General features: G+C 73.0%; 16 protein-coding genes. 9 read left to right on the top strand and 7 right to left on the bottom strand.

What is annotated here, in order from left to right:
- Window positions 1–5 precede the first annotated feature (5 nt).
- The 3 genes from ACQPWW_RS20490 to ACQPWW_RS20480 all read left to right on the top strand — a co-directional run bounded on the left by ACQPWW_RS20490 (window position 6) and on the right by ACQPWW_RS20480 (window position 2,099).
- On the top strand, window positions 6–770 hold the full coding sequence (locus tag ACQPWW_RS20490) for an EndoU domain-containing protein (RefSeq protein ID WP_433124762.1): 765 nt from the start codon (window positions 6–8) through the stop codon (window positions 768–770).
- A complete protein-coding gene (locus ACQPWW_RS20485) occupies window positions 767–1,369 on the top strand; it encodes a hypothetical protein (RefSeq protein ID WP_433124761.1) in 603 nt (200 codons plus the stop codon). The genes ACQPWW_RS20490 and ACQPWW_RS20485 overlap by 4 nt, the downstream gene beginning before the upstream one ends.
- A 133-nt stretch (window positions 1,370–1,502) precedes the next feature.
- A complete protein-coding gene (locus ACQPWW_RS20480; protein WP_433124760.1) occupies window positions 1,503–2,099 on the top strand; it encodes a hypothetical protein in 597 nt (198 codons plus the stop codon).
- Between the two features lie 8 nt (window positions 2,100–2,107).
- Here the strand turns inward: ACQPWW_RS20480 and ACQPWW_RS20475 are convergent, their stop codons facing one another.
- The 6 genes from ACQPWW_RS20475 to ACQPWW_RS20450 all read right to left on the bottom strand — a co-directional run bounded on the left by ACQPWW_RS20475 (window position 2,108) and on the right by ACQPWW_RS20450 (window position 9,517).
- Window positions 2,108–2,848 (bottom strand): cellulose binding domain-containing protein, encoded by a 741-nt coding sequence (locus tag ACQPWW_RS20475; protein WP_433124758.1) that lies wholly within the window; start codon window positions 2,846–2,848, stop codon window positions 2,108–2,110.
- A 72-nt stretch (window positions 2,849–2,920) separates the two neighbouring features.
- Complete coding sequence (locus ACQPWW_RS20470; protein ID WP_433124757.1) at window positions 2,921–3,301, bottom strand: DUF742 domain-containing protein; 381 nt, start codon at window positions 3,299–3,301, stop codon at window positions 2,921–2,923.
- Window positions 3,279–3,728 (bottom strand): roadblock/LC7 domain-containing protein, encoded by a 450-nt coding sequence (locus tag ACQPWW_RS20465; protein ID WP_433124756.1) that lies wholly within the window; start codon window positions 3,726–3,728, stop codon window positions 3,279–3,281. Before ACQPWW_RS20465 ends, ACQPWW_RS20470 begins: the two co-directional genes overlap by 23 nt.
- Window positions 3,725–5,644: a nitrate- and nitrite sensing domain-containing protein gene (locus ACQPWW_RS20460; RefSeq protein ID WP_433124754.1), complete on the bottom strand. Its 1,920-nt coding sequence runs from the start codon at window positions 5,642–5,644 to the stop codon at window positions 3,725–3,727. The genes ACQPWW_RS20465 and ACQPWW_RS20460 overlap by 4 nt, the downstream gene beginning before the upstream one ends.
- A gap of 43 nt (window positions 5,645–5,687) precedes the next feature.
- A complete protein-coding gene (locus ACQPWW_RS20455) occupies window positions 5,688–8,255 on the bottom strand; it encodes a LuxR C-terminal-related transcriptional regulator (RefSeq protein ID WP_433124752.1) in 2,568 nt (855 codons plus the stop codon).
- Between the two features lie 5 nt (window positions 8,256–8,260).
- Entirely contained in the window at window positions 8,261–9,517 is a 1,257-nt protein-coding gene (locus ACQPWW_RS20450) for an Hsp70 family protein (protein WP_433124750.1), read from the bottom strand.
- Window positions 9,518–9,814: 297 nt separating this feature from the next.
- Between ACQPWW_RS20450 and ACQPWW_RS20445 the strand changes: the two genes are divergently transcribed.
- The 4 genes from ACQPWW_RS20445 (at window position 9,815) to ACQPWW_RS20430 (ending at window position 18,277) form a co-directional block, all read left to right on the top strand.
- Window positions 9,815–10,702, top strand: coding sequence for an IniB N-terminal domain-containing protein (locus tag ACQPWW_RS20445; protein WP_433124748.1), 888 nt, complete (start codon window positions 9,815–9,817; stop codon window positions 10,700–10,702).
- A 115-nt stretch (window positions 10,703–10,817) separates the two neighbouring features.
- Window positions 10,818–12,665, top strand: coding sequence for a dynamin family protein (locus tag ACQPWW_RS20440; RefSeq protein WP_433134449.1), 1,848 nt, complete (start codon window positions 10,818–10,820; stop codon window positions 12,663–12,665).
- Window positions 12,662–14,122, top strand: coding sequence for a hypothetical protein (locus tag ACQPWW_RS20435; protein ID WP_433124746.1), 1,461 nt, complete (start codon window positions 12,662–12,664; stop codon window positions 14,120–14,122). Before ACQPWW_RS20440 ends, ACQPWW_RS20435 begins: the two co-directional genes overlap by 4 nt.
- Window positions 14,123–14,350: 228 nt before the next feature.
- A complete protein-coding gene (locus tag ACQPWW_RS20430) occupies window positions 14,351–18,277 on the top strand; it encodes a ThuA domain-containing protein (RefSeq protein WP_433124744.1) in 3,927 nt (1,308 codons plus the stop codon).
- A 55-nt stretch (window positions 18,278–18,332) separates the two neighbouring features.
- Here ACQPWW_RS20430 and ACQPWW_RS20425 read toward each other — a convergent pair whose 3' ends face one another.
- Window positions 18,333–18,743 (bottom strand): hypothetical protein, encoded by a 411-nt coding sequence (locus tag ACQPWW_RS20425; RefSeq protein WP_433124743.1) that lies wholly within the window; start codon window positions 18,741–18,743, stop codon window positions 18,333–18,335.
- Window positions 18,744–18,815: 72 nt separating this feature from the next.
- Between ACQPWW_RS20425 and ACQPWW_RS20420 the strand changes: the two genes are divergently transcribed.
- Both ACQPWW_RS20420 and ACQPWW_RS20415 read left to right on the top strand, forming a co-directional pair.
- Window positions 18,816–19,163 (top strand): PadR family transcriptional regulator, encoded by a 348-nt coding sequence (locus ACQPWW_RS20420; RefSeq protein WP_433124742.1) that lies wholly within the window; start codon window positions 18,816–18,818, stop codon window positions 19,161–19,163.
- Window positions 19,160–20,236, top strand: coding sequence for a hypothetical protein (locus ACQPWW_RS20415; RefSeq protein WP_433124740.1), 1,077 nt, complete (start codon window positions 19,160–19,162; stop codon window positions 20,234–20,236). The genes ACQPWW_RS20420 and ACQPWW_RS20415 overlap by 4 nt, the downstream gene beginning before the upstream one ends.
- Window positions 20,237–20,260 lie beyond the last annotated feature (24 nt).

Raw genomic sequence — 20,260 nt, 5'->3', positions numbered from 1 at the left:
CGTCAATGGCGAAGCCCGGAAAACCCGGCGGCGGTAGCGGCGGCACGGGTGGCGGTGGCGGCGCGGGAAAGCCCCCGAAGAGCTACGGCGGCATCAACGCCGGCAAGGGCATCTCCAGTGCTCAGCAGGCCACCGGCCAGGCGGCGAAGCAGGGCCATCCACCGGGGGTCGGCCAGGGGCCGGGCAACACCAAGCCGGCGAAGCCGACCCCACCACCCGCGCCGACCAAGCCGCCGACGGCGGACGGCATCCATCACAGTGACGCGTCGAGGAAGCACATCATCGAGGGCGACGGTGGTCGACAGGGCGGCCACCTCGCGGGCACCGGCTTCTCCAACAAGACGGAGTTCCCGAAGAGCTGGGACGAGGCGAAGATCCTCGACGCCGCGCACCAGGTGACGCAGCAGGGGCCGCCGAACAAGGGGCCGTACCCGACAAAGGACGCGGACGGCAACCCGGCGTGGGCCTACGACTACGTCGGTGTCGTCGATGGTGTGCAGGTCAAGACGACGGTGCTCGCCGACGGCGAGATCCGTACCGCCTTCCCGCCGGACAAGACCAACCCGGGCGTCATCAGCAACCCGCCGGCGCCGAACCCCGCTCCGCAGGGAATCCCGATGGGCAACCCTCCCCGTTACAGTAATCCCGACGTCGGCGGCGACGGCAGCTGGACCTGGGAGGGCCCGAAGGGCAACAAGATCATTAGGGTGGTCCAGGACGACCAGGGCACTGTCACGCGGACCGAGCTCGGCGACTACAAAAAGAAATGAACGCAATGGATGCGAAGACGTACGCGACGGTCGCCGACGTGTGCCGGCGGCTCGCGGGCCGGCTCCCCGACGATGTCCTCGGCACCGTCCGGGAGAACTACGCCGCGGGCGAGTTCGACCTGGCCGACGCCACCCTCCTGCTCAGCCTGGCGTTCTACGGCGTCGGGATCACCAGCGAGGAACGGGCCCTGCTGCGCGCCTTCATCGGTGAGCCCGACGGCGCCGACCTGGCCGACGTGCCGGCCATCGCGCAGGTGCCGCCGCTGTCGTACCGGTTCAGCGTCGACGGCCCCGCGGACGCGCCCGACCCGGCTCCGGCCGACACCCTCCTGTCCGTCGACGCCCCACGCCGCCACGGCCGTAGCCTGCACCGCGCCTGGCGGACGCCACTGGACGGCGCACCGGACGCGGCGGCGTGGACGTACGTGCTGCGGGTCGCCGAGGGCGCGGATGAGCTTTCGACGTACTCGGGCGTGACGTCGAATCTCTGGGTCGCGCTGCGGCAGAAGTGGCCGGTGGAGGTCATCGCCGCGGACTCGCCGCGGACGCCGTACCAGGAGGCCGCGCTGGCCGGCGCTCAGGTGATCTGGCGCGCCTGACGGGCGCGGCCCCGACCGACCACCGTCCCGGCACCAAGGGTCTGCTGGGTGGAAAACCTGAGGCGGGACCCAGGGCCCGGCGAGGGATCTTCCCGGAGGTCGGCGGGGCGCCGACGGCCAGATGATGACCGGCATGAAACGCGCTGCGCTCTCCGTGATCGCCGGACCGGTCGGTATCGCCGCCTACGGCCTGGTCCGCCTGTGGGCACGATCCGACGACGTGTACGGGCCGGGGATCGACTGGCAGGCCGCGCACCTGGTCGCGCTCGCCGGCATGGTGTGCTTCGTCCCGGGTGTGCTCGCGCTGTCCCGCCTCCTGCCCCGCAGCCCCTGGCGCACCGGGGTGGTGGCCCTCACCATGGTCGGGCTCGCCGCGACGATGGTGCAGTTCGGCGCCGACATCGTGGAGGGGCTCCTGGCCGCGGACCGGGCCGAGATGTCGGCGCTCGGCGCGGACTTCAAGGACATCCCCGGCGTCGAGGTGGCCTTCTACGACGTCGTACCCCAGTTCTTCTTCCTCGGCCTGGTCGTCCTCGCGGGCATGCTCGCGGCGCGTCGGCGGCTGCCGTGGTGGAGCGTGCCGCTCCTGTGCGCCGGCATCGCCCTGCCGGTTGTCACCCTCGACCTGCTACCCGTGGCCGGCCTGGCCATGCTGCTGGCGCTCGCGCCGGCTCTGCCGGCCCTGCGCCAGCAGCGCGAGAGCGCTGAGCCGCCCGTCGCGGTCCACTGAGGACTTCCTCAGTCGGGCAGACCGGTGCAGGCGGCTCCGTCGATGGTGCACGCCTGGGGGGCGGCGCCGGCGGGCGCGCCGTTGACCCGGAACGTCACCCGGACCGACCCGCTGCCGGGCAGCTGGCCGGCGCTCTCGTCCGGCGCGAACGTCCACACCGCGCCGTCGTGGCTGACCCGCGCGCCCTCGACAGCGCTGACCCGCAGTGACTCCCGGGGCAACGTGAGCACCAACGTCCACTGTGGTTTAGAGGCCGGCCCGGGGTTGGTGATCGTCACGGCAGCGCCATAGCTGAGCAGGGCGTTGTCCTCGATGGCGAAGTCGGCGCTCAGGGCGGCCGGTGTGGGTGCGACGGGCGAACCCGTCGGCGCGGGCGTGGTCGTGGCCCCGACGGTCGGCGGGACCGCGGTGGCCGAGGCGGTCGGCGGGGGAGCGGCCACCGCCGGGCTGGTGGCCGCCGGTCGCGCCTGCGCCCGGGGTGTGCCGGCCGGCGGTGTGCCCACCTGGTCGACCGACAGTGGCGGGTCGAGCGTCACCGGGGCCAGCTTCTCCGGCGTCCGCAGCACCCCGCCGACGAGGACGGCTGTCGCGACCAGCACCCCGAGCACCGCGATGACGGCCACCCAGGTGACCCGCGAGGCGTCGTCCCGACCGGTGAGCACCCGCCGGGCAGCCGTGGCGAGGGCCACGATCCGGTCCAGCAGGATGATCGCCACGGTACGGCGTGGCTGGGGTGGTGTTGCCGGCACTGCCTGTCTCCCCTTCAGTTCGTCGCCGGATGCCCGCCCGCGATCCGTCCCGGTCGCGGATGGCACCTGCTCTCACAGCGCGCGGAGCCCGACGAGTATCGCCTCAAGCAGATCCTCGGTCGGCAACTCCGACAACATCGGCGGGTCGTGCGTTTCGATCAGCCCGGCCCCGAGCAGGTCGCCGAGCAGCACCCGGACCGTCCCCAGTGGGAGGTCCAGCTCGGCGCCGACCTCGGCGACCGACACTGGATGGTGACACAGCTCGACGATCCGCGCCTGTTCGGGGAAGAGCGGTGTGGGAGGCGTGGCCGCCCGCCGGGCGACGACCAGTGAGATCAGGTCGAACTGGCCACGGGCGGGAGACGTACGCCCGCCGGTCATCGTGTAGGGCCGGGCGACCGGACCCGCGTCGTCGTCGTACCACGCCTCGTCAGCGGTGCCGCTGGTGTGCACCAGTGTCCCCGATCGTCGCGGAGGAGGCCGGTCCCAGTGTGATCGGCAGGTGCCGCTCGGCCTGCCCCACGAAGAGCGCCACCTCGTACGCCATGTCGCCGACCTTCATGTCGTCACCGGCGATCCGCACGGTGAGGATGGTCCCGTTCGGGATGGTGGCGACGAACAGGAAGGCGCGCGCCATCTGCACCACTACCTGACGCAGGCCGCCCGCGTCGCAGGTGCGGGTGGCGGCCAGCCCCAACGCGATCAGGCCGGCGACGACGCCGGAGATCTGCTCGGCCAGCTTCGCCTCCACCCGGCGGGAGCCGCCGAGGGGCAACCCGTCCGGGGAGAGCACGACGGCGAAGTCCGCGCCGTGCACTCGGTCGACAAGGCGGTCCAGGGCACCGGTCAGGCCGTCGTCGGTGACCACTGCGGAGGTCATGGGTGTCTCCTCGCTGCTCTGGCGACCGGTATCTCGACCGTGTCGAGGCCGGCCCTGCCGTTTTCGGGGCCGGTTGGCCCGGCCTGACGGACCCGGGTCGGCAGCGCGCCGTCGCCGCCCGGATCGGACCGGCCGGCGCCGTGGTGCGCCGGCGGGTACGGGGTGGTGGGGGGCGCGGTGGACGGTCCCCGGCCGGTGTCGGTCACCGAGACCAGTTGGGCCGGCAGGAGCACGACCGCCGCCGTGCCACCGCGCCGGCTGGGACGCAGCGAGACGTGGGCGCCACAACGGTCGGCCAGCACGGCGACGGTGTACAGACCGGTGGGACCCGTGGGTGGACCGGCCGGCGGGCTGTCGAGCAGTTGGTTCGCGTCGGCCAGCGCGGCGGCGTCCAGGCCGGGCCCGTCGTCGACGACCACGACGGCGCACCCCTGCGGTCGGTGCTCGCCGCTGATCCGGACTGTGGTGTCCGCTGGTGCGAAGGCGAGGGCGTTCTCGATCAGCTCCGCCAGCAGGTGGACGACGTCGGTGACGGCCGGGCCCGCGAGCGACCACGGCCAGTGCGGCGCGATCAGGACCCGGTGGTAGTCCGGCACCTCGGCGACCGCGCCGCGTGCGACGTCGAGCAGCGGCACCGCGCGCCGCCAGCGGCGGGCGGGCCTCGCGCCGGCGAGGACGATCAGCTTCTCCACGTTGCGCCGGACCCGGGTGGTCAGGTGGTCGAGCTGGAACAGCTCGCCGCTCTCCTCGGCGGACCGCTCCCGACGCTGCATCCCGTCCAGCAGGTTGAGCTGGTCCCGCAGCAGGACCTGGTTGCGGCGGGTGATCCGCAGGAACAGCTCCCGGTCGGGACCGGCGGGCGTTGCCACGACATCCGGGGGCGGGGTCGGGGCGTCGACGACCGGCCGGGTCAACGCGTCGGTCAGCCGCCGGACCGTGCTCGCCCAGCTCAGCAGGAGCACGAGCACGACGATGAGGCCCAGCCCCACCACCGCGCCGGTCCGGGCGACGAGCACGGCGGCACCCGGCGTGGCCCGCTCGACGCTGCTGCGGGCGGTGCTCGTCACAAGTGTCTGTAGCGCGCCGAGGGCGGCGTCCGCGGCGGCCCGCCAGTTCGCAGTGGTGGTCCCGGCCAGGGCGTTGGCGGCGTCCGCCCGCACCAGCCCGTCCTCCAGGGCGATCAGGTCGGCGAACTCGGGGCCGTTCGCGATCCGCTGGTACGCGACCGGCCCGTCGGCGGGCAGCCCGGCCGCCGCCTCGGCCCGCGCGAAACGCTGGTTGTCGACGAGTTCGGTCAGCCGGCGTCTGTCGTCCACCCCGAGCCGTTGGGCGGTCAGGGCCGCGCTGACCAGGGTGTCCTCCCGCGCGAGCAACTCCCGGGCGCGGGCCATCGCGATCACCGCACGGGTGTCGGCGGCCAACGTGGTCTCGTACGCGCCCCACTCCGGGCCGTACACCCGGAAGGCGACGTCGACGACCTGGTCGTACCCGTCGACCGCCTCGGCCTGGTCGAGTTTCCCGGCGTCCACCTGGGACCGGATCGTGCTCAGGCCGTCGAGCCGGCGGACCAGCTCGTCGGCCCGGTCGCGCACCTCGCCGGCGCTGAGCAACCGGACGTCGCGGCCAGCGGTGAACCGGCGGAGCTCGGCGGCGGCCCGGTCGGTGACCTCGCGCGCCCCGCCCAGCGGGGTCGCCGGCGCTCCGGCGATCGTCTCGGCGCTGGCCCGGCGTTCGGCCTGCAGGCTCAGGATCAGCCGGTCGATGGGCTGGCCCAGGGTGTCCGCCAGGGCCCGCACGCGCAGCAGGTCGATGGCGTCCTGGCTGGTCACGTAGGCCGCGTACGACCAGAGCGTGACCAGGACGGCGGCCAGCACGACGAGCCTGGTCCGGATCAGCCGGACCTCGGTGGGCGTCACGTCCCGCTCCGCTGGGCGCGGCGGCGTCCCCGGCACGGGCCCCTCATCGGGTCGCCCGCTGCGGCCACGGCTGCCCTGCCGTGTCGCTGGACCGGTCGGCGACGAGGGTACGCAGCAGAGCCAGCAGCTCGGTGCGGTTGGCGCAGTTCAGTCGGTTGCGCATCCGCGCCACGTGGTGTTCCACGGTCTTGGCCGAGATGAAGAGCCGGTCGCCGATCTCGCGGTAGGTCAACCCGGCCAGCACCAGCTCGGCAACCTCGTACTCACGGTCGCTGAGCCCCTGCTGGGTGGGGCCGGTGGCCCGCGCGGTGCTCTCGGTGGTGGTCGTCGGCGCCTGCTCACCGTGGCCGCCCGGTGGTCGCCCCTGTAGGGCCCGCGCACACTCCAGCAGGGCGGTCATCGCCCGCCGGTCCGCGGTTCGGATGGCGGCCTGGCCGGCGAGGCGAGCGCCGTCCCAGCGCAGTCCGGTGTCGTGCAGCGCTCGGGCGGCGGCCTCCACGCGGGCCGGGTCGACGACACCCCGGAGCACCTCCACCCAGCACTCCGCGGCGGCGGCGACGACGGCGGCGTACCGGCTGTGGTCGGCCGCGGCCAGCAGGGCCGCGACGTGTTCGTCGGCGACGGACGGCGCGCCGGTCAGGATCGCCGCGTGCAGGCCACTCCAGTGCAGCGGCACGCTCCACAGTGGTGGGTCGCCGAGCCGGCCGAGCAACGCGCGCGCCTCCCGCAGGTACGGTTCGAGCCGCGCCAGGTCGCCGAGGCGCGCGCCCGCGATGGCCAGCTCACCCAGCGGCAGGAGCGTGAACAGGTCGACGGGGTGCCGGACCACCGCCTCCAGCGCCTGCCCCCAGCCACCCTTGAGCGCCCCGATGTCGCTGGTGCGGCGGCCGACGCCCATCCGGATCGCGGCGGCGAAGAGCAGGTCGCGCGACTCCAACTGCCGACCGTCGAGCGTCACCGCGGCGAGGTGCTCGGTCGCGGCGCGTGTCTCGCCCCGGACCATCAGGATCCAGGCCTGCAACAGGCGGTGGCGGCGAGCCATCAGCGGACCACCGACACCGGCGGCCAGGGCCCGGTGCAGCACCTGCTCGGCGATCTCCAGCTCACCGCAGTGCACGGCCGTCAGCGCGGCGAGCGCGGCCGGGCTGTCCGGGAGGAGGGCCGCCCGGCCGTCCGGTTCCAGCAGCGCGGCGGCCTGCACGAGCGCGGAGAGCGCCGCGGTCGGCGGGCCGCTCACGCTCTCGCGGACCCCGTTTGCCATCAGTCGGGCGGCGCTGGCGTGCAGGGTCGGTGGTTCGCCCAGCGGGTCACCCGTCGGCGACTCGGCGGTGGCGTCCGGGTCGCCGGTGGCGAGCCCGCCGACGACGGCGAAGGCCATCGCGGAGGCGGTGCCCGACCACCGGTACAGCTCCACGCTGCGGCCGACGTGGCCCCGGTGCGCCAGGGCGGTCGCCGCCACCACTGCCGCCTCGGAGCGGTCGGGCGGGGCGGCGGTGGCAAGCAGTCGGTCGGCCAACCGCAGGGCGTCGTCGAGGTTTCCGGCGAGCGCGGCGGCGAGCGCCTGCTGCGCGCTGGCCGGCTGTCCGGCCGCGGTGGCGGCGGCGAACAGTTCGGCGGCGAACGCCGGCTCCTCGGCCAGGGCCTCACCCGCCGCGGCGGCCAGGGTCGAGGCCGGGCAGTCGCCGAGCGCGCCGACCGCGAGCAGGGAACGGACCAGCGGCAGCACCGCGCCGCCCCGGGCGAGCTGCACCTCGGTGAGCCGCCGCCACACCGCCGTCCGGTCGGTGGTGGGGCTGAGCGTCGTGACCGCCCGCCGCACGATCGGCGCGAGCCGGCCGTCGGCGCCGAGCAGCCCGGCCGCGCGCGTCGTGGCGATCAGCTCGTCCACCGCCGACGGCTCCACGCCGAGGAGCGTGGCGAGCATGTTCGCCGGCAGCGGCCCGCCGGCCGCGACGGCGAGCAACAGTCGTCGTACGGCGGCGGGCTGCACGTCCAGGTCCGGGCCGAACTCGGCGACGACGGACCGGGGTGGGGTGACCACCGGGCCGGTCCGGGTCTCCGCGCCGGCCAGGCCGCGGGCCAGCCGCTCGACGTCCCGGGGTACGCCGGAGGTCTGCGTGTGCACGAAGTCGACAAGGTCGTCGCGGCGGCCCAGCTCCGGCGTGCCGGCGAGGTAGCTGGCGGTCTGCTCCCTGGTGAACGGCGTGAGGAGCACTGCCTGCCCGTCGCGCCGCAGGGTGTCGACCAGCTCGCTGAGCGCCGCCGACCGGGGCCACGGGCGGTGGGCGACCACGAGACGGTGCCGGCGGGTGCCGACCAGGCGCAGCAGCACCTCGACCCGGGCGTCGTCGAGCAGGTGCGCGTCGTCGACGAGCACCAGCGTGTCGGGGTCGACCGGCTCGCCGGGCTCCGGGGCCGCCGTGCGTACGGTGATCCCGGCCCGCTGGTGGACGCGCGCCAGCTCGGCGAGCAGCGCGGTCTTGCCGTGACCGCCGGGGCCGGCGATGCCGACGGCCAGCGGGCCGCTCGGGTCCTGCGCGACAGTGTCCAGCAGGGCCTGTGGCCCCCTGTCCAGGGTCAGCCCCGGTGCGACGATGTCATTCATGATCATTGGGGTCATCCTTCGCGTCCCCGGCTGCGGGCAAGCGCCAGGCGGGACGGCTTCGGCAGGTCCAGTGGGAGGACCCGGACCGGGGGCCGCGGTGGCGGATCGCCCGGAACGGTGTCGTGATGGGGGCGGCGCGGCGCCGGGATGGTGGCCCGCCCGGCGCTGCGCACCGGGTCGTGAACCGGTGCCGGCGGGCGAGGGCGTGGCGACACCACCTGAGCGGCGGCCAGCGCCGCGCCGGCGGCGGCGGTCAGTTGCGAGTCCGGTTCGACCTCGACGGGCACCGGGAGGGCCGCGCTGATCAGCTCGACGACGAGCGGCACCCGGGTCGAACCACCCGCCAGCAGGACGCCGTCGAGCTGCGCCGACGTCAGGTTGGCGCTCTGCACGGCCCGGAGCAGCAGGTCGACGGTGGTCTGCACCATCGGGCGGATCATGTGCTCGAACTGCGCCCGGGTCACCGGTATCCGTGCGGGGCCGCCCGGCAGCGCCAACACCACGTCGGCCGTCAGGTCGACGGTCAGCGCCCGCTTGGCCCTGTCGCACTCGGCGCGCAGACCGCGCAGCGCGGCCTGGGTGCCGCGGCGTGCGGTGCTCGCCAACTCCCGGGCCAGCATCGTACGGGTGTGCGCGGCCAGCGCCTCGTCGAAGTCGGCGCCGCCGACCGAGTCGAGACCCTGGGGCGTGCCGAACGTCTCGTAGGTGCCGCGCGGGGTGCGACGCACCAGCGCGGCCTCGAAGCTGTTGCCGCCCAGGGCGTAGACGGCGGCAGTGGTGCCCGCGAACCCGCGGGCCGCGTGGCCCTCGGCCACCGTGACCGTGCGTGGCAGCAACGTCACGTGCCGCAGGCCGAAGTCCGACAGTGCCCGGTGCAGCACCTCCCGCCGGTATGGGCGCCACCCCGCCGGATGGCTGAGCACGACCGCCTCGGCCGGGCCGCCCTCCAGGGCGTGCACCCGCTCCACCACCCACGCCGCGAGCTCCGCGGTCAGCGTCTGCGGTGTGCACGCTTCGCCGCCCAGCAGCAGTGGCACGTCATCACCGATCCGGTGGACGAAGTCCCGGGTGGTGCGGCTGCCGTCGTCGGTCACGGGCTCGCCGACGTGCAGCGAGCCGTCCTCGGCCAGGCACAGCACCGACGGCACGACGGGGGAGCCGACGTGCAGCGGGACGGGCTCGGGACGCGTCCAGGTCGCGCCGGTGCGCCGGGCGACCGCGGCGGCGGTGTTGGTGCTCCCGATGTCTATCCCCAGGACGTACGCCATCGTCTCTTCTCCCCCCGTGAGTTGGCCGGCCGGTGGCGATGGTGTCGGTGCTGCCGACGACCCACCCCCGGCGAACCCCGCGGGCTCCTACGTTCGTACCAGAGATCAGCCCCTGGTCGGGACCCTAATCTCGTCGGGACGGTTTCCCCCTGTCCCCCTAACGTACGAGGTGGCGGAGCCCCTAGTTCAACCGGGCCGGATGCGGGCTGAGCCCCGATGCCCGGGGGTGGGCCCCGGCAATAGCGTCACTGTCGACGTACGACACCCGTCGCCGCCACTTCCGAGGAGAACCGGCACATGGATTCGCACCAGACCCTCCACGACTTCGTGCTCGACCTGCTGACGAACCCCGACGCGCGGTCGGCGTTCGACCTCGACCCCGAGGGCGCGCTGCGGGGCGCGGGGCTCACCGACATCACCGCGGCGGACGTGCAGGACGTCGTGCCGCTGGTCGTCGACTACGCGCCGGGGGCGGGTATCGCGCCGTTGGCCTCGCCGGTCGGTCAGCTCGGGCTGGACCCGCTGCTCACCGACAGCACCGACGTGGTCGGTCAGTTGCAGAGCGTGGCGCAGCAGATCAGCGTCACGAGCTCGCCCACCGGCCTGGACGTCAAGGCCGGTGTGCTCGGTGCCATCGCGGTCGACCCGTCGGCGGCGGCCGCCGGGGTGACCGTGCTGCCGGGGATCGGCCTGGGCGTCGGTCCGTCCGGCCTCGACACCGACTTCGCCGGCGTCTCCGACGTGGCGTACACCCTCGACGCGGACGTGGTGCAGCCGGTGGACGCGATCGCGGACCCGGTGCTCGGCGACGTCACCGGCACCGTCGGCGACCCGAGCGGTCTGCTCGGCGGCACCGACTCGAATCTGATCGGCGGCGACCTGACCGGCGGTGTCCTCTCCGGCGCCCACGGTCAGATCGGCGGGGTCGTCAGCTCCCTCGGTGTCGGCGACACCCTCAGCGGGCTGGGCCTCGGGCACGGCGACGGTGTCGTCGGCGGCGTGGTCCCGCCGCTCGACGTGCCGTCGGCGGTGGGCGGCGTGACGCACCACGTGGACAGCCTCCTCCCCGGTGTCACCGGCACGGTCGGTGACGTCACGGGCGGGGTCACCGACGGTGTGCTCGGCGACGACTCGCACGCCTCGACCGATCACGGGCTGCTGGGTCTCTCCGGCGGCCTGCTCTGACCCGGTTCTCCGGTCGGAGCGGAGGGCTGGATCGCCTCGGGCGATCCGGCCCTCTCCGCTTCCACGTCCGCTACCTCTTGATAATTGAGCCGAAACCCGCACACTTGGTGCGGTGATGGCCGGGATCTGGTTGGACGTGCTGGATGACATCGCCCGTACGTGTAGTGCGCACGGTCGTGGTGACCTGCTCCAGACGGTCCGGCAGAAGCGTGCCCAACTGCTGGATCCGACGCTGCGCGTCCTGGTCATCGGTGAGCCGAACCAGGGCAAGAGTCAGCTGATCAACGCGATCATCAACGCGCCGGCCTGTCCGGTCGGCGACGGCCGCACGACGGTCCTGCCGACAGTGGTGCGGCACGCCGAGGCGCCGGTCGTCGCTGTCGCCCAGGCTCCGCCACCGGCCCGGGGCGGCGCCGCCGTCGCGGTGGCCGTCGAGCGGACCCCGGTGGCGCTGAACCAGGTCGCGGAGAGCGTCGCCGGCCTGGTCGGACGCCGGGCGGGTGGCGGCCCGGCGTACGTCGAGATCGGGGTGCCCCGCGCCCTGCTCGGCGCCGGGCTGGTGCTTGTGGACACTCCCGGCACCGACGACGTTTCCGGTATCGGTGGCGCCGCCTCGGTCGCGGCGCCCGCCCGCGCGGACACCGTGCTGCTGGTCTCCGACTCCACCCGGGACCTGTCGGTCGCCGAGCTGAACATGCTGCTGCACGTGATGCGGTCGCACCCCAACGTGGTGGTGGTGCAGAGCAAGACCGATCTGGTGCCGGACTGGCGCGCGGTCGCCGACCGCAACAGGCAGCACCTGGCCGAGGCGGGCATCCCGGCGACGCTGATTCCGGTCTCGGCGACGCTGCGTCTGCGCGCCGCCGGGGCCGACGACCGGGGCCTCAACGCCGAGTCCGGCTTTCCCGTGCTGATCGCCCGACTGCAACGGGACCTGGCCGGCAAGGCCGACCAACTGGCCCGGGCGTCGGTGCAGACGGTGGCCCGGACGGTGGTGGAGCAGTTGGCCGCCCCGTTGCGCGCCGAGTTGGCGACCCAGGAGGCCGAGGAGCAGTCCGGGCCGATCTCCCGGCTGCACGCGGCGCAGCGTGAGGTCGACGAGCTGCGCCGCTGCTCCACCCGGTGGCAGAACACCCTCAGCGACGAGATCGCCGATCTGCTGTCCGACATCGAGTACGACCTGCGCGACCGGACGCGGGAGATCCTGCGTACTGTCGACGAGGCGTTCGACACGGCTGATCCGTTGGTCGCCTGGGACACCTTCCAGGACTGGCTGGAGCGGAGCATGGTGGAGGCGGCGGAGGCGAACCACGAGTGGCTGATCCAGCGCTGCGACTGGATCGCCCGCCGGGTGGCCGCCAACTTCAACAGGTACGGCTACGACGTGCTGCCGCCCTGGTCGATGACCATGCCGGAGGACATCGGGCAGCGACTGCCCGAGTTGCAGATGCCGACGATCGACAGGTTCACCACGGGCCAGAAGCTGTTCACCGGCATGAAGGGCTCGTACGGCGGCATGCTGATGTTCGGTCTGGCGACCACCCTGGCCGGCATGCCGATGATCAACCCGGTCTCGGTCGGCATCGGGGCGCTGTTCGGCGGCAAGAGCATCCGCGACGAGAGCAAGCAGCTGCTCCGTCGTCGTCAGGCGACCGCCAAGACGGCCATCCAACGACATGTCGACGACTTCTTCGTCCGGATGATCCGCGACTGCCGGGACACCGCCCGCCAGGTGCAGCGGATGCTGCGGGACCACTTCACGGGGCTGACCGAGGAGCTTCAGGAGGCCATCGTCCAGTCGTTTCGCAGCGCCAAGCAGGAGGCCGACACCGATGCGTCGCTGCGTGAGCAGCGGCAGCGCGAGATCCGGCTGAAGATGACCCGGTTGGCCGCGCTCTACGAGCAGGCCCAGCAGTTGACCGGCACCCGTTCCGCCCCGCTGCTGCTGGAGCCGCAGGGATGACCGTCGGCCTGCGCCTGGACGAGGCGGCCTGGGGCCTGTTGCACCAGGCCATCGACCTCTACCAGGACCACCCGCGGGCCGTCGGGCAGCTGCGCCACCAGGTGGCCCGCCTGGAGCAACCGCTGCGGATCGCGGTCGCCGGGCCCTGGCGATCCGGCAAGTCGACGGTGCTCAACGCCCTGATGGGCGAGGAGGTCGCGCCGGTCGAGCGGGCGGACGGGGCGTTCACCTGGTACGAGGACGGCGCCGAGCCGCACGCGACCGCCTATCCGGCCGGTCAGCCTCCGCAGGAGTTGGCGGTGGTCAAGTCGGCCACCGGCCTGCGGGTGGATCTCGGCTGGGGCGCGGGGGACGTGCGCGACATCGTGGTGCGGTGGCCGACGCGGGCGCTGCGACAGGTCACGCTTATCGACACCCCGGCGGTCACCGCCGGCGCCGAGCAGGGTCGGTCGCCGGTGTTGGAGCGGGTGTTACGGGACGCGGACGCGGTGTTGTATCTGACCCGCGACGCGCGCGACAGTGATCTGCGGGTGCTGGAGTCCGGCCGGGACAGCGTGGTCGGGCAGGCCGCCCCGGTCAATGTGATCATGGTGTTGTCCCGGGCGGACGAGATCGGCGGGGGCCGGATCGACGGCCTGCTCACCGCCCGGCAGCTCGCCCGTCGGCACTACCGCGACCCACGGGTGAGCGCGCTCAGCGTGAACGTGGTGGCGTGCAGTGGGCTGCTCGGCCTGGCGGGCCGGATGCTCGGCGAGTCGGACTTCGCCGCGCTCGCCACCATCGCCCGGGTGCCCCGGGCCGAGCTGGACGCCCACCTGATCTCCGCCGACCGTTTCCTGCACGGCGAGCTGCCGGTACGGCTGGAGACCGAGGTGCGTGCCGCGCTGCTGGATCGGTTCGGGCTCTTCGGCGTCCGGTTGGCGGCCACGTTGGTGCGCAGTGGCTTCGACAGTCGGGTGACGCTCTCGGCGGAACTCATCAGGCGCAGCGGTCTCACCGAGCTGCGTGAGTCGGTGACGCGCTGCTTCATCGACCGCGCCGACGCCCTCAAGGCCCGGTCCGCGCTGGCCGCGGTCGAGGCGCTGCTGCGGTCCGAGCCCACCCCGGGTTCCGCGGAGCTGGCCGGCGCGGTCGAGCGGATCCTCGCCGGTGCGCACGAGTTCCGCGAGCTACGCCTGCTCGTCGCGCTGCGGAACGCCCGGCTCGGCTTCGACGCGGAGTTGGCCGCCGAGGCGCAGCGGCTCGTCGGGGGTGACGGGGTGGGCCTCGCGGCCCGACTGGGCGTCGAGCACGAGGCGACAGTGCAGCGGCTCTGGGAGGTGGCCACCGACGCGCAGTGGCGGTGGCGGGACCGGGCGGAGGACCCGCTGCTTCCGCTGGCGCAGCGGCGCGGCGCCCAGGTCGTCGTCCGTAGCTGCGAGGGGATGATCGCCGAGTTGGTGGCGGGCGGCCGTTGAGCGGACGGCGTCACCCGCGAGCCGGCCGGTCCGTGGCTTCCGCGGCCCGAAAACCGTTATTCGATCTTGCTTGGCACAGTCGCCCGTGACCTGCGGAGATAACGCTCTCACGGATGACGGAAGAGGCTTGACGCGCCGGTGATCCGGACGCCACGATGCATTCACATACCTCGTTCCACCGCCAGGCGTGATCGGCGCACGCCGTCCCCGCACCACGAAAGGACAACCGTGCGCAAATCCCTGAGATCGTGGCTCGGCGTCGCGCTGAGCGCGATCCTCGTGGCGGGCGGCATCGTCGCCGCGCCACCCACGGCCAGCGCCGCACCGTTCACCGTGCTGGTCTTCAGCAAGACCGCCGGATTTCGGCACGGATCCATCGCCCCGGGCATCACCGCCATCCAGCAACTCGGCGCCGCCAACGGTTTCACAGTCGAAGCCACCGAGGACGCCGCCCAGTTCACCGACGCCAACCTGGACCGGTTCGCCGCGGTGATCTGGCTGTCCACCACCGGCGACGTGCTCAACGCCGCCCAGCAGGCCGCGTTCGAGCGCTACATCACCGGCGGTGGCGGGTACGTGGGCGTGCACGCCGCCTCCGACACCGAGTACGACTGGCCCTGGTACGGCGGGCTGGTCGGGGCGTACTTCGCCTCGCACCCGGCCGAGCAGACCGCCACCGTCAAGGTCGCCGACCAGGTGCACCCGTCCACCGCGACGCTGCCCCAGCGGTGGAGCCGGTTCGACGAGCTGTACAACTACCGCACCAACCCCCGGGGCGCCGCGCACGTGTTGGCCACCCTGGACGAGAGCACCTACACCGGCGGCAGCATGGGCGCCGACCACCCGATCTCCTGGTGCCAGAACTACTCCGGCGGTCGAGCCTGGTACACGGGTCTGGGCCACACCGACGCGTCGTACACCGAGGCGACCTTCCGCCAGCACCTGCTGGGCGGGATCCGGACCGCCGCCGGCGCGGCCGAGGCCGACTGCGGCCCCACCGTCACCAGCAGCTTCCAACAGGTCGAGTTGGCCAAGGGCGCGGCCGAGACCGGTGAGCCGATGAGCCTCACCGTCCTGCCGGACCGGGGCGTGCTGCACACCTCCCGCAACGGCGTGATCCGGCACACCGACGCCGCCGGCAACACCAAGGTCGCCGCCACCCTGCCGGTCTACACCGGCGACGAGGAGGGCCTACAGGGCATCAAGGCCGACCCGAACTTCGCCACCAACCGCTGGGTGTACGCGTACTACGCCCCACCGCTGAACACTCCCGGTGGCGGCGCCCCGGCCACCGGCACCCCGGCCGACTTCGCCGTCTGGGACGGCGTCAACCGGCTGGCCCGGTTCACGGTGAACGCGGACAACACCATCAACCTCGCCAGCGAGACGCTGATCCTGAACGTGCCGACCAGTCGGGGCATGTGCTGCCACGTCGGCGGCGACATGGACTTCGACGCGGCCGGCAACCTCTACCTGTCCACCGGTGACGACACCAACCCGTTCGACTCGGCCGGGTTCACGCCCATCGACGAGCGGGCCGGACGCAACCCGGCCTCGGACGCCCAGCGCACCGCGGCGAACAGCAACGACCTGCGCGGCAAGGTGCTCCGGATCAAGCCGAGCGCGGCCGGTGGCTACACCATCCCGGCCGGCAACATGTTCGCCCCGGGCACCGCGCGGACCCGCCCGGAGGTCTACGCGATGGGCTTCCGCAACCCGTTCCGGATGAGCGTGGACAAGGCCACCGGCGTCGTCTACCTCGGCGACTACGGCCCCGACGCGGGCACCGCCGACCCGAACCGGGGACCGGCGGGCAACGTGGAGTTCGCCCGCATCGACCGGCCCGGCTTCTACGGCTGGCCGTACTGCACCGCCCGCAACGACGCCTACAACGACTACACCTTCCCGTCCGGTCCGTCCGGGCCGAAGTTCGACTGCGCGGGCGGGCCGGTGAACAACTCGCCGAACAACACGGGCATCACCCAGCTGCCGCCGGCCATCCCGGCGTGGCTGCCGTACGGCGGCTCCGGCTCGCCGCCGGAGTTCACCGGCGGCGGCCTGTCGCCGATGGGCGGCCCGGTCTACCGGTACGACCCGAACAACACCTCGCCGGTGGCGTTCCCGGAGTACTACGACGGGACCTACTTCGCCGGTGAGTTCGGTCGCCGCTGGATCAAGAACATCAAGCTCGACCCGGCCGGCCAACCGCTGAAGATCAACCCGTTCCCGTGGACCGGCACGCAGGTCATGGACATGGAGTTCGGGCCGGACGGCGCGCTCTACGTGCTCGACTACGGCACCGGCTGGTTCAACGGCGACGCGAACTCGGCGCTCTACCGCATCGAGTACGCCCGTGAGGGCAGAGCGCCCGTCGCCAAGGTGTCCGCCACCCCCACCAGCGGCACCGCGCCGCTGACGGTGGCCTTCTCCTCGGCCGGCACCCTCGATCCGGACGGTGACCCGTTCACCTACGCCTGGGACTTCGACAACAACGGCACCACCGACTCGACAGCGGCGAACCCGAGCTTCACCTACACCACCAACGGGACCCGCAGCCCGACACTGACGGTGCGGGACACCACCGGCAAGACGGCCACCGCGAGCGTGGTCGTCACGGTCGGCAACAGCGCGCCGGTGGTCACCGTGAACACCCCGTTGAACGGGCAGACGTTCGCCTTCGGGGACGCGGTGCCGTTCAGCGTCACTGTCACCGACGCCCAGGACGGTGCGATCAACTGCGCCCGGGTGAAGGTGAACTACGTCCTCGGCCACGACTCGCACGGCCACCAGCTCGGCAGCGCGCAGGGCTGCACCGGGGTCATCCAGACCACCGCCGACGGTGAGCACGACACGGCGGCGAACATCTTCGGCATCATCGACGCCGAGTACACCGACCTGGGCGGGGGCGGCCAACCGGCGCTGACCACGCACACCCAGGCGGTGCTGCAACCCCGGGTCCGTCAGGCGGAGCACTTCGGTGACTCGTCCGGCGTCCAGATCGTCGCCGGGGCGGCCGGGCACGGCGGCGCGGCGGTCGGCTACATCGACAACAACGACTGGATCTCGTTCCGCCCGTACAACCTGACCGGCGTCCAGTCGTTCAGCGCCCGGGTCGGCGCCCCGGCCGGCGGGGGCGGCACGTTGGAGCTGCGGGTCGACTCACCCACCGGGCCGCTGGTCGGCTCGGCCACCGTCACCCCCACCGGTGGGTACGCCACCTTCGCCACTGTCACCGGCGGGGTCACCGCCCCGACCGGCACCCGGACGCTGTACCTGGTCTTCAAGGGCGCCGGCCCGTGGTTCGACATCGACGAATTCACCCTCTCCACCAGCCCCGGTGGACCCGGCCCCGACCCGGACCCGCCCACCGGGAATCTGGCACGGGGCAAGCCGGCCCGCGCCTCCAGTTTCGAAGGTGGGTATGTCGCAGCCAACGCGTTCGACGGCGCGACCGGCACCCGGTGGAGCAGCGCGTTCAGCGATCCGCAGTGGGTCGACGTGGACCTGGGCGCCTCGTACGCCATCAACCGGGTCAAGCTGACCTGGGAGGCGGCGTACGGCAGCGGGTACCAGATCCAGACCTCGCCGGACGGGGTCACCTTCACCACGATCCGCACGGTGACCGGCGGCGACGGCGGGGTGGACGACCTGACCGGGCTCACCGGGACCGGCCGGTACATCCGGCTGTTGGGCACCACCCGGGGCACCGCCTGGGGTTACTCGCTGTTCGAGTTCGAGGTGTACGGCGGCACCGGTGGTTCCACCGGCGGCAACCTGCTGCTGAACAAACCCACCTCGACGTCCAGCAACGAGGGCGCCGACGTGTCGGGCGCCCAGGCGGTCGACGGCAGCCTCACCACCCGCTGGTCGAGCACCTTCTCCGATCCGCAGTGGATCCGGGTCGACCTCGGCAGCCCCACCGCGATCGGCCGGGTCAAGCTGAACTGGGAGGCGGCGTACAGCAGCGCGTACCAGATCCAGACCTCGAACGACGGCACCACCTGGACCACCGCGAAGACGGTGACCGGGGCCGACGGCGGCGTGGACGAGCACACCGGGCTCGGCGCCAACGGTCGCTACCTGCGGATCTACGGCACCGCCCGGGGCACCGGATACGGCCATTCGCTCTGGGAGGTGGAGGCGTACACCAGCTGAAAAACCGCCGCTGACGTGGCCGGCACGGGCACCCCGGGCCGGCCACGTCCGGCACTCAGCTGCTGGGGGTCGGTGCGGGCGTCCGGGTGAACGGCCACGGGTAGTCCCCGAACAGGTTGGTGCACGCCGTGAGTAGACCCTTCCGCGCGGTGGCGACGCGTTGGGTGGCGGGTCCCTTGTCAACTGTGGGGTCGTTCAGCACCCAGAGTTCGGCGACCTCCTTGGCTGTCGACCCCAGCCGCTGACCGGCCTCCCGGACGCCGGGATCGGTCGATTCGATGGCGCGCACCGCGGTGCCCGCGTCCCCGAACGGGGGGGCGTCCGACTCGATGTCGAGGACCACGCGGGTGCACGCGTTGGCGGCGGACTTGTCCGAGGGGGTGGTGGAGCTGGGCGTGGGGGAGGGCGCCTCGGCGGAAGAGCAGCCGGCCAACAGAAGGGAAGCGACAACGAGGGTGCGGATCACGGCCGGGAGCTTAACCATCGTCGGCCCGCCAGGCGACATTGCATATACCGATCATCGGTATATGCTCCTGCCATGACCGACAGCCCCCTTCGGGAACCGACGTTCCTGGTGCTCACCGCGCTCGCCGAGGCGCCCAAACACGGATACGCGGTCATCGAGGACGTGCTGCGTATCTCCGACGGCCGGGTGCGCCTGCGCGCCGGCACCCTCTACGCGGTCCTCGACCGGCTCCGCGCCGACGGCCTCATCGAGGTCGAGCGGGAAGAGGTGGTGCAGTCACGACTGCGTCGCTACTACCGACTCACCGCCCTGGGCGCGCGACGGCTCGCCGACGAGGCGTCCCGCCTGCGACACAACGCGGAAGCCGCGCGCACCCGGCTGCGCCGCGGCGGCCTGCTGGCCGACGGGGGGATGGCGTGAGCGGCGACGATCTGGAACGCCGTTACCGGCGCCTGCTGGCGGTGTATCCGTGGGAGCACCGTCGGGTGTACGAGGACGAGATGGTGGCCGTGCTGCTCGCCGAGGCGCGGCCGGGGCAGCGCCGACCGGCCGCCGCCGACGTGCGGAATCTCCTCGGCGCCGGCCTGCGGGCTCGGCTCCGGGTGGGCGCACGGGGGCTCACCACGTCGACCTGGGCGGACGCGGCGGCGGTGACGGGTCTGCTGGTCGGGCTCGTCCTGCTCGCCCTGGCCGGGAAGGCGACGCTCGACCAGCTCATCCACTCCCCGAGTCTGCCGCCCGGGTACCAGCCGGGCGGCCCGGACCTCGTCGACTGGCTGCGCGTCGCCGGTTGGGCGGGCGTCTGCGCGGCGGTGCTGCTCGGGTGGCGGTGGCTGGCCGCGGGCCTGGGCTGGGCCGGGGTGGTCGGTTGGGCTGTGTTCGTCGCCCCCGAGGCGAGCGCCAACCCGACGTACGTGGTGGACACCCTGCCGCAGTTCCTCCTCGCCGTGGTGGCGGCCGCCGCGCTCACCGTGCCGGCGCCGCGCCGCCGGGTGGTCGTGCTGTTGGGCGTACGCCGGCTGGTGGTGCTGCTGCTCGCGCCGGTCGCGATGGTCGCTCTCCTTGTGCTCAATCGGGTGACCAGTCCCACGTTCGACTTCGTCGACGAGGTGTCCTTCCGGGTCTTCTACGGCATCGAGGCGGGCAGTGCGCTGGTCCTGTGGCTCTTCGTCGCCGGCCTGGCGGTGGCCGCACTGGCCATGCTGGTCGCGGTGGCCCCGCTCACCCCGGGCGTACGCCGACGGATCGTCGTCATGCTCTCGCCCGTGGCGACCCTCGCCCTGGTGATTGACAGCACGCTCGCCGGGTGGTCCACCTCGACGATGAACATGGGACACGTCATCCCGCTGGTGCCGGCGCAGTGGGCGGTTCTGCTGCTCGTCCCACCGGTGACCTTCCTGGCCGGAGCACTGCTCGTCGAACGTCGAGAGGAGACCCTGCGCATGGTCGCCCTCGGCCGCGACGCGGACCGGGAACAGCCGGTGGACCGGTAGGCGCGACGCTCGGGCCGGTGGCGA

Origin of the sequence: Micromonospora sp. CA-240977, assembly GCF_050942285.1 — a bacterium.
Lineage (GTDB): Bacteria > Actinomycetota > Actinomycetes > Mycobacteriales > Micromonosporaceae > Micromonospora.
The sequence above is the reverse complement of the archived record's forward strand: the minus strand, read 5'-3'. Positions and strand labels throughout refer to the sequence as shown.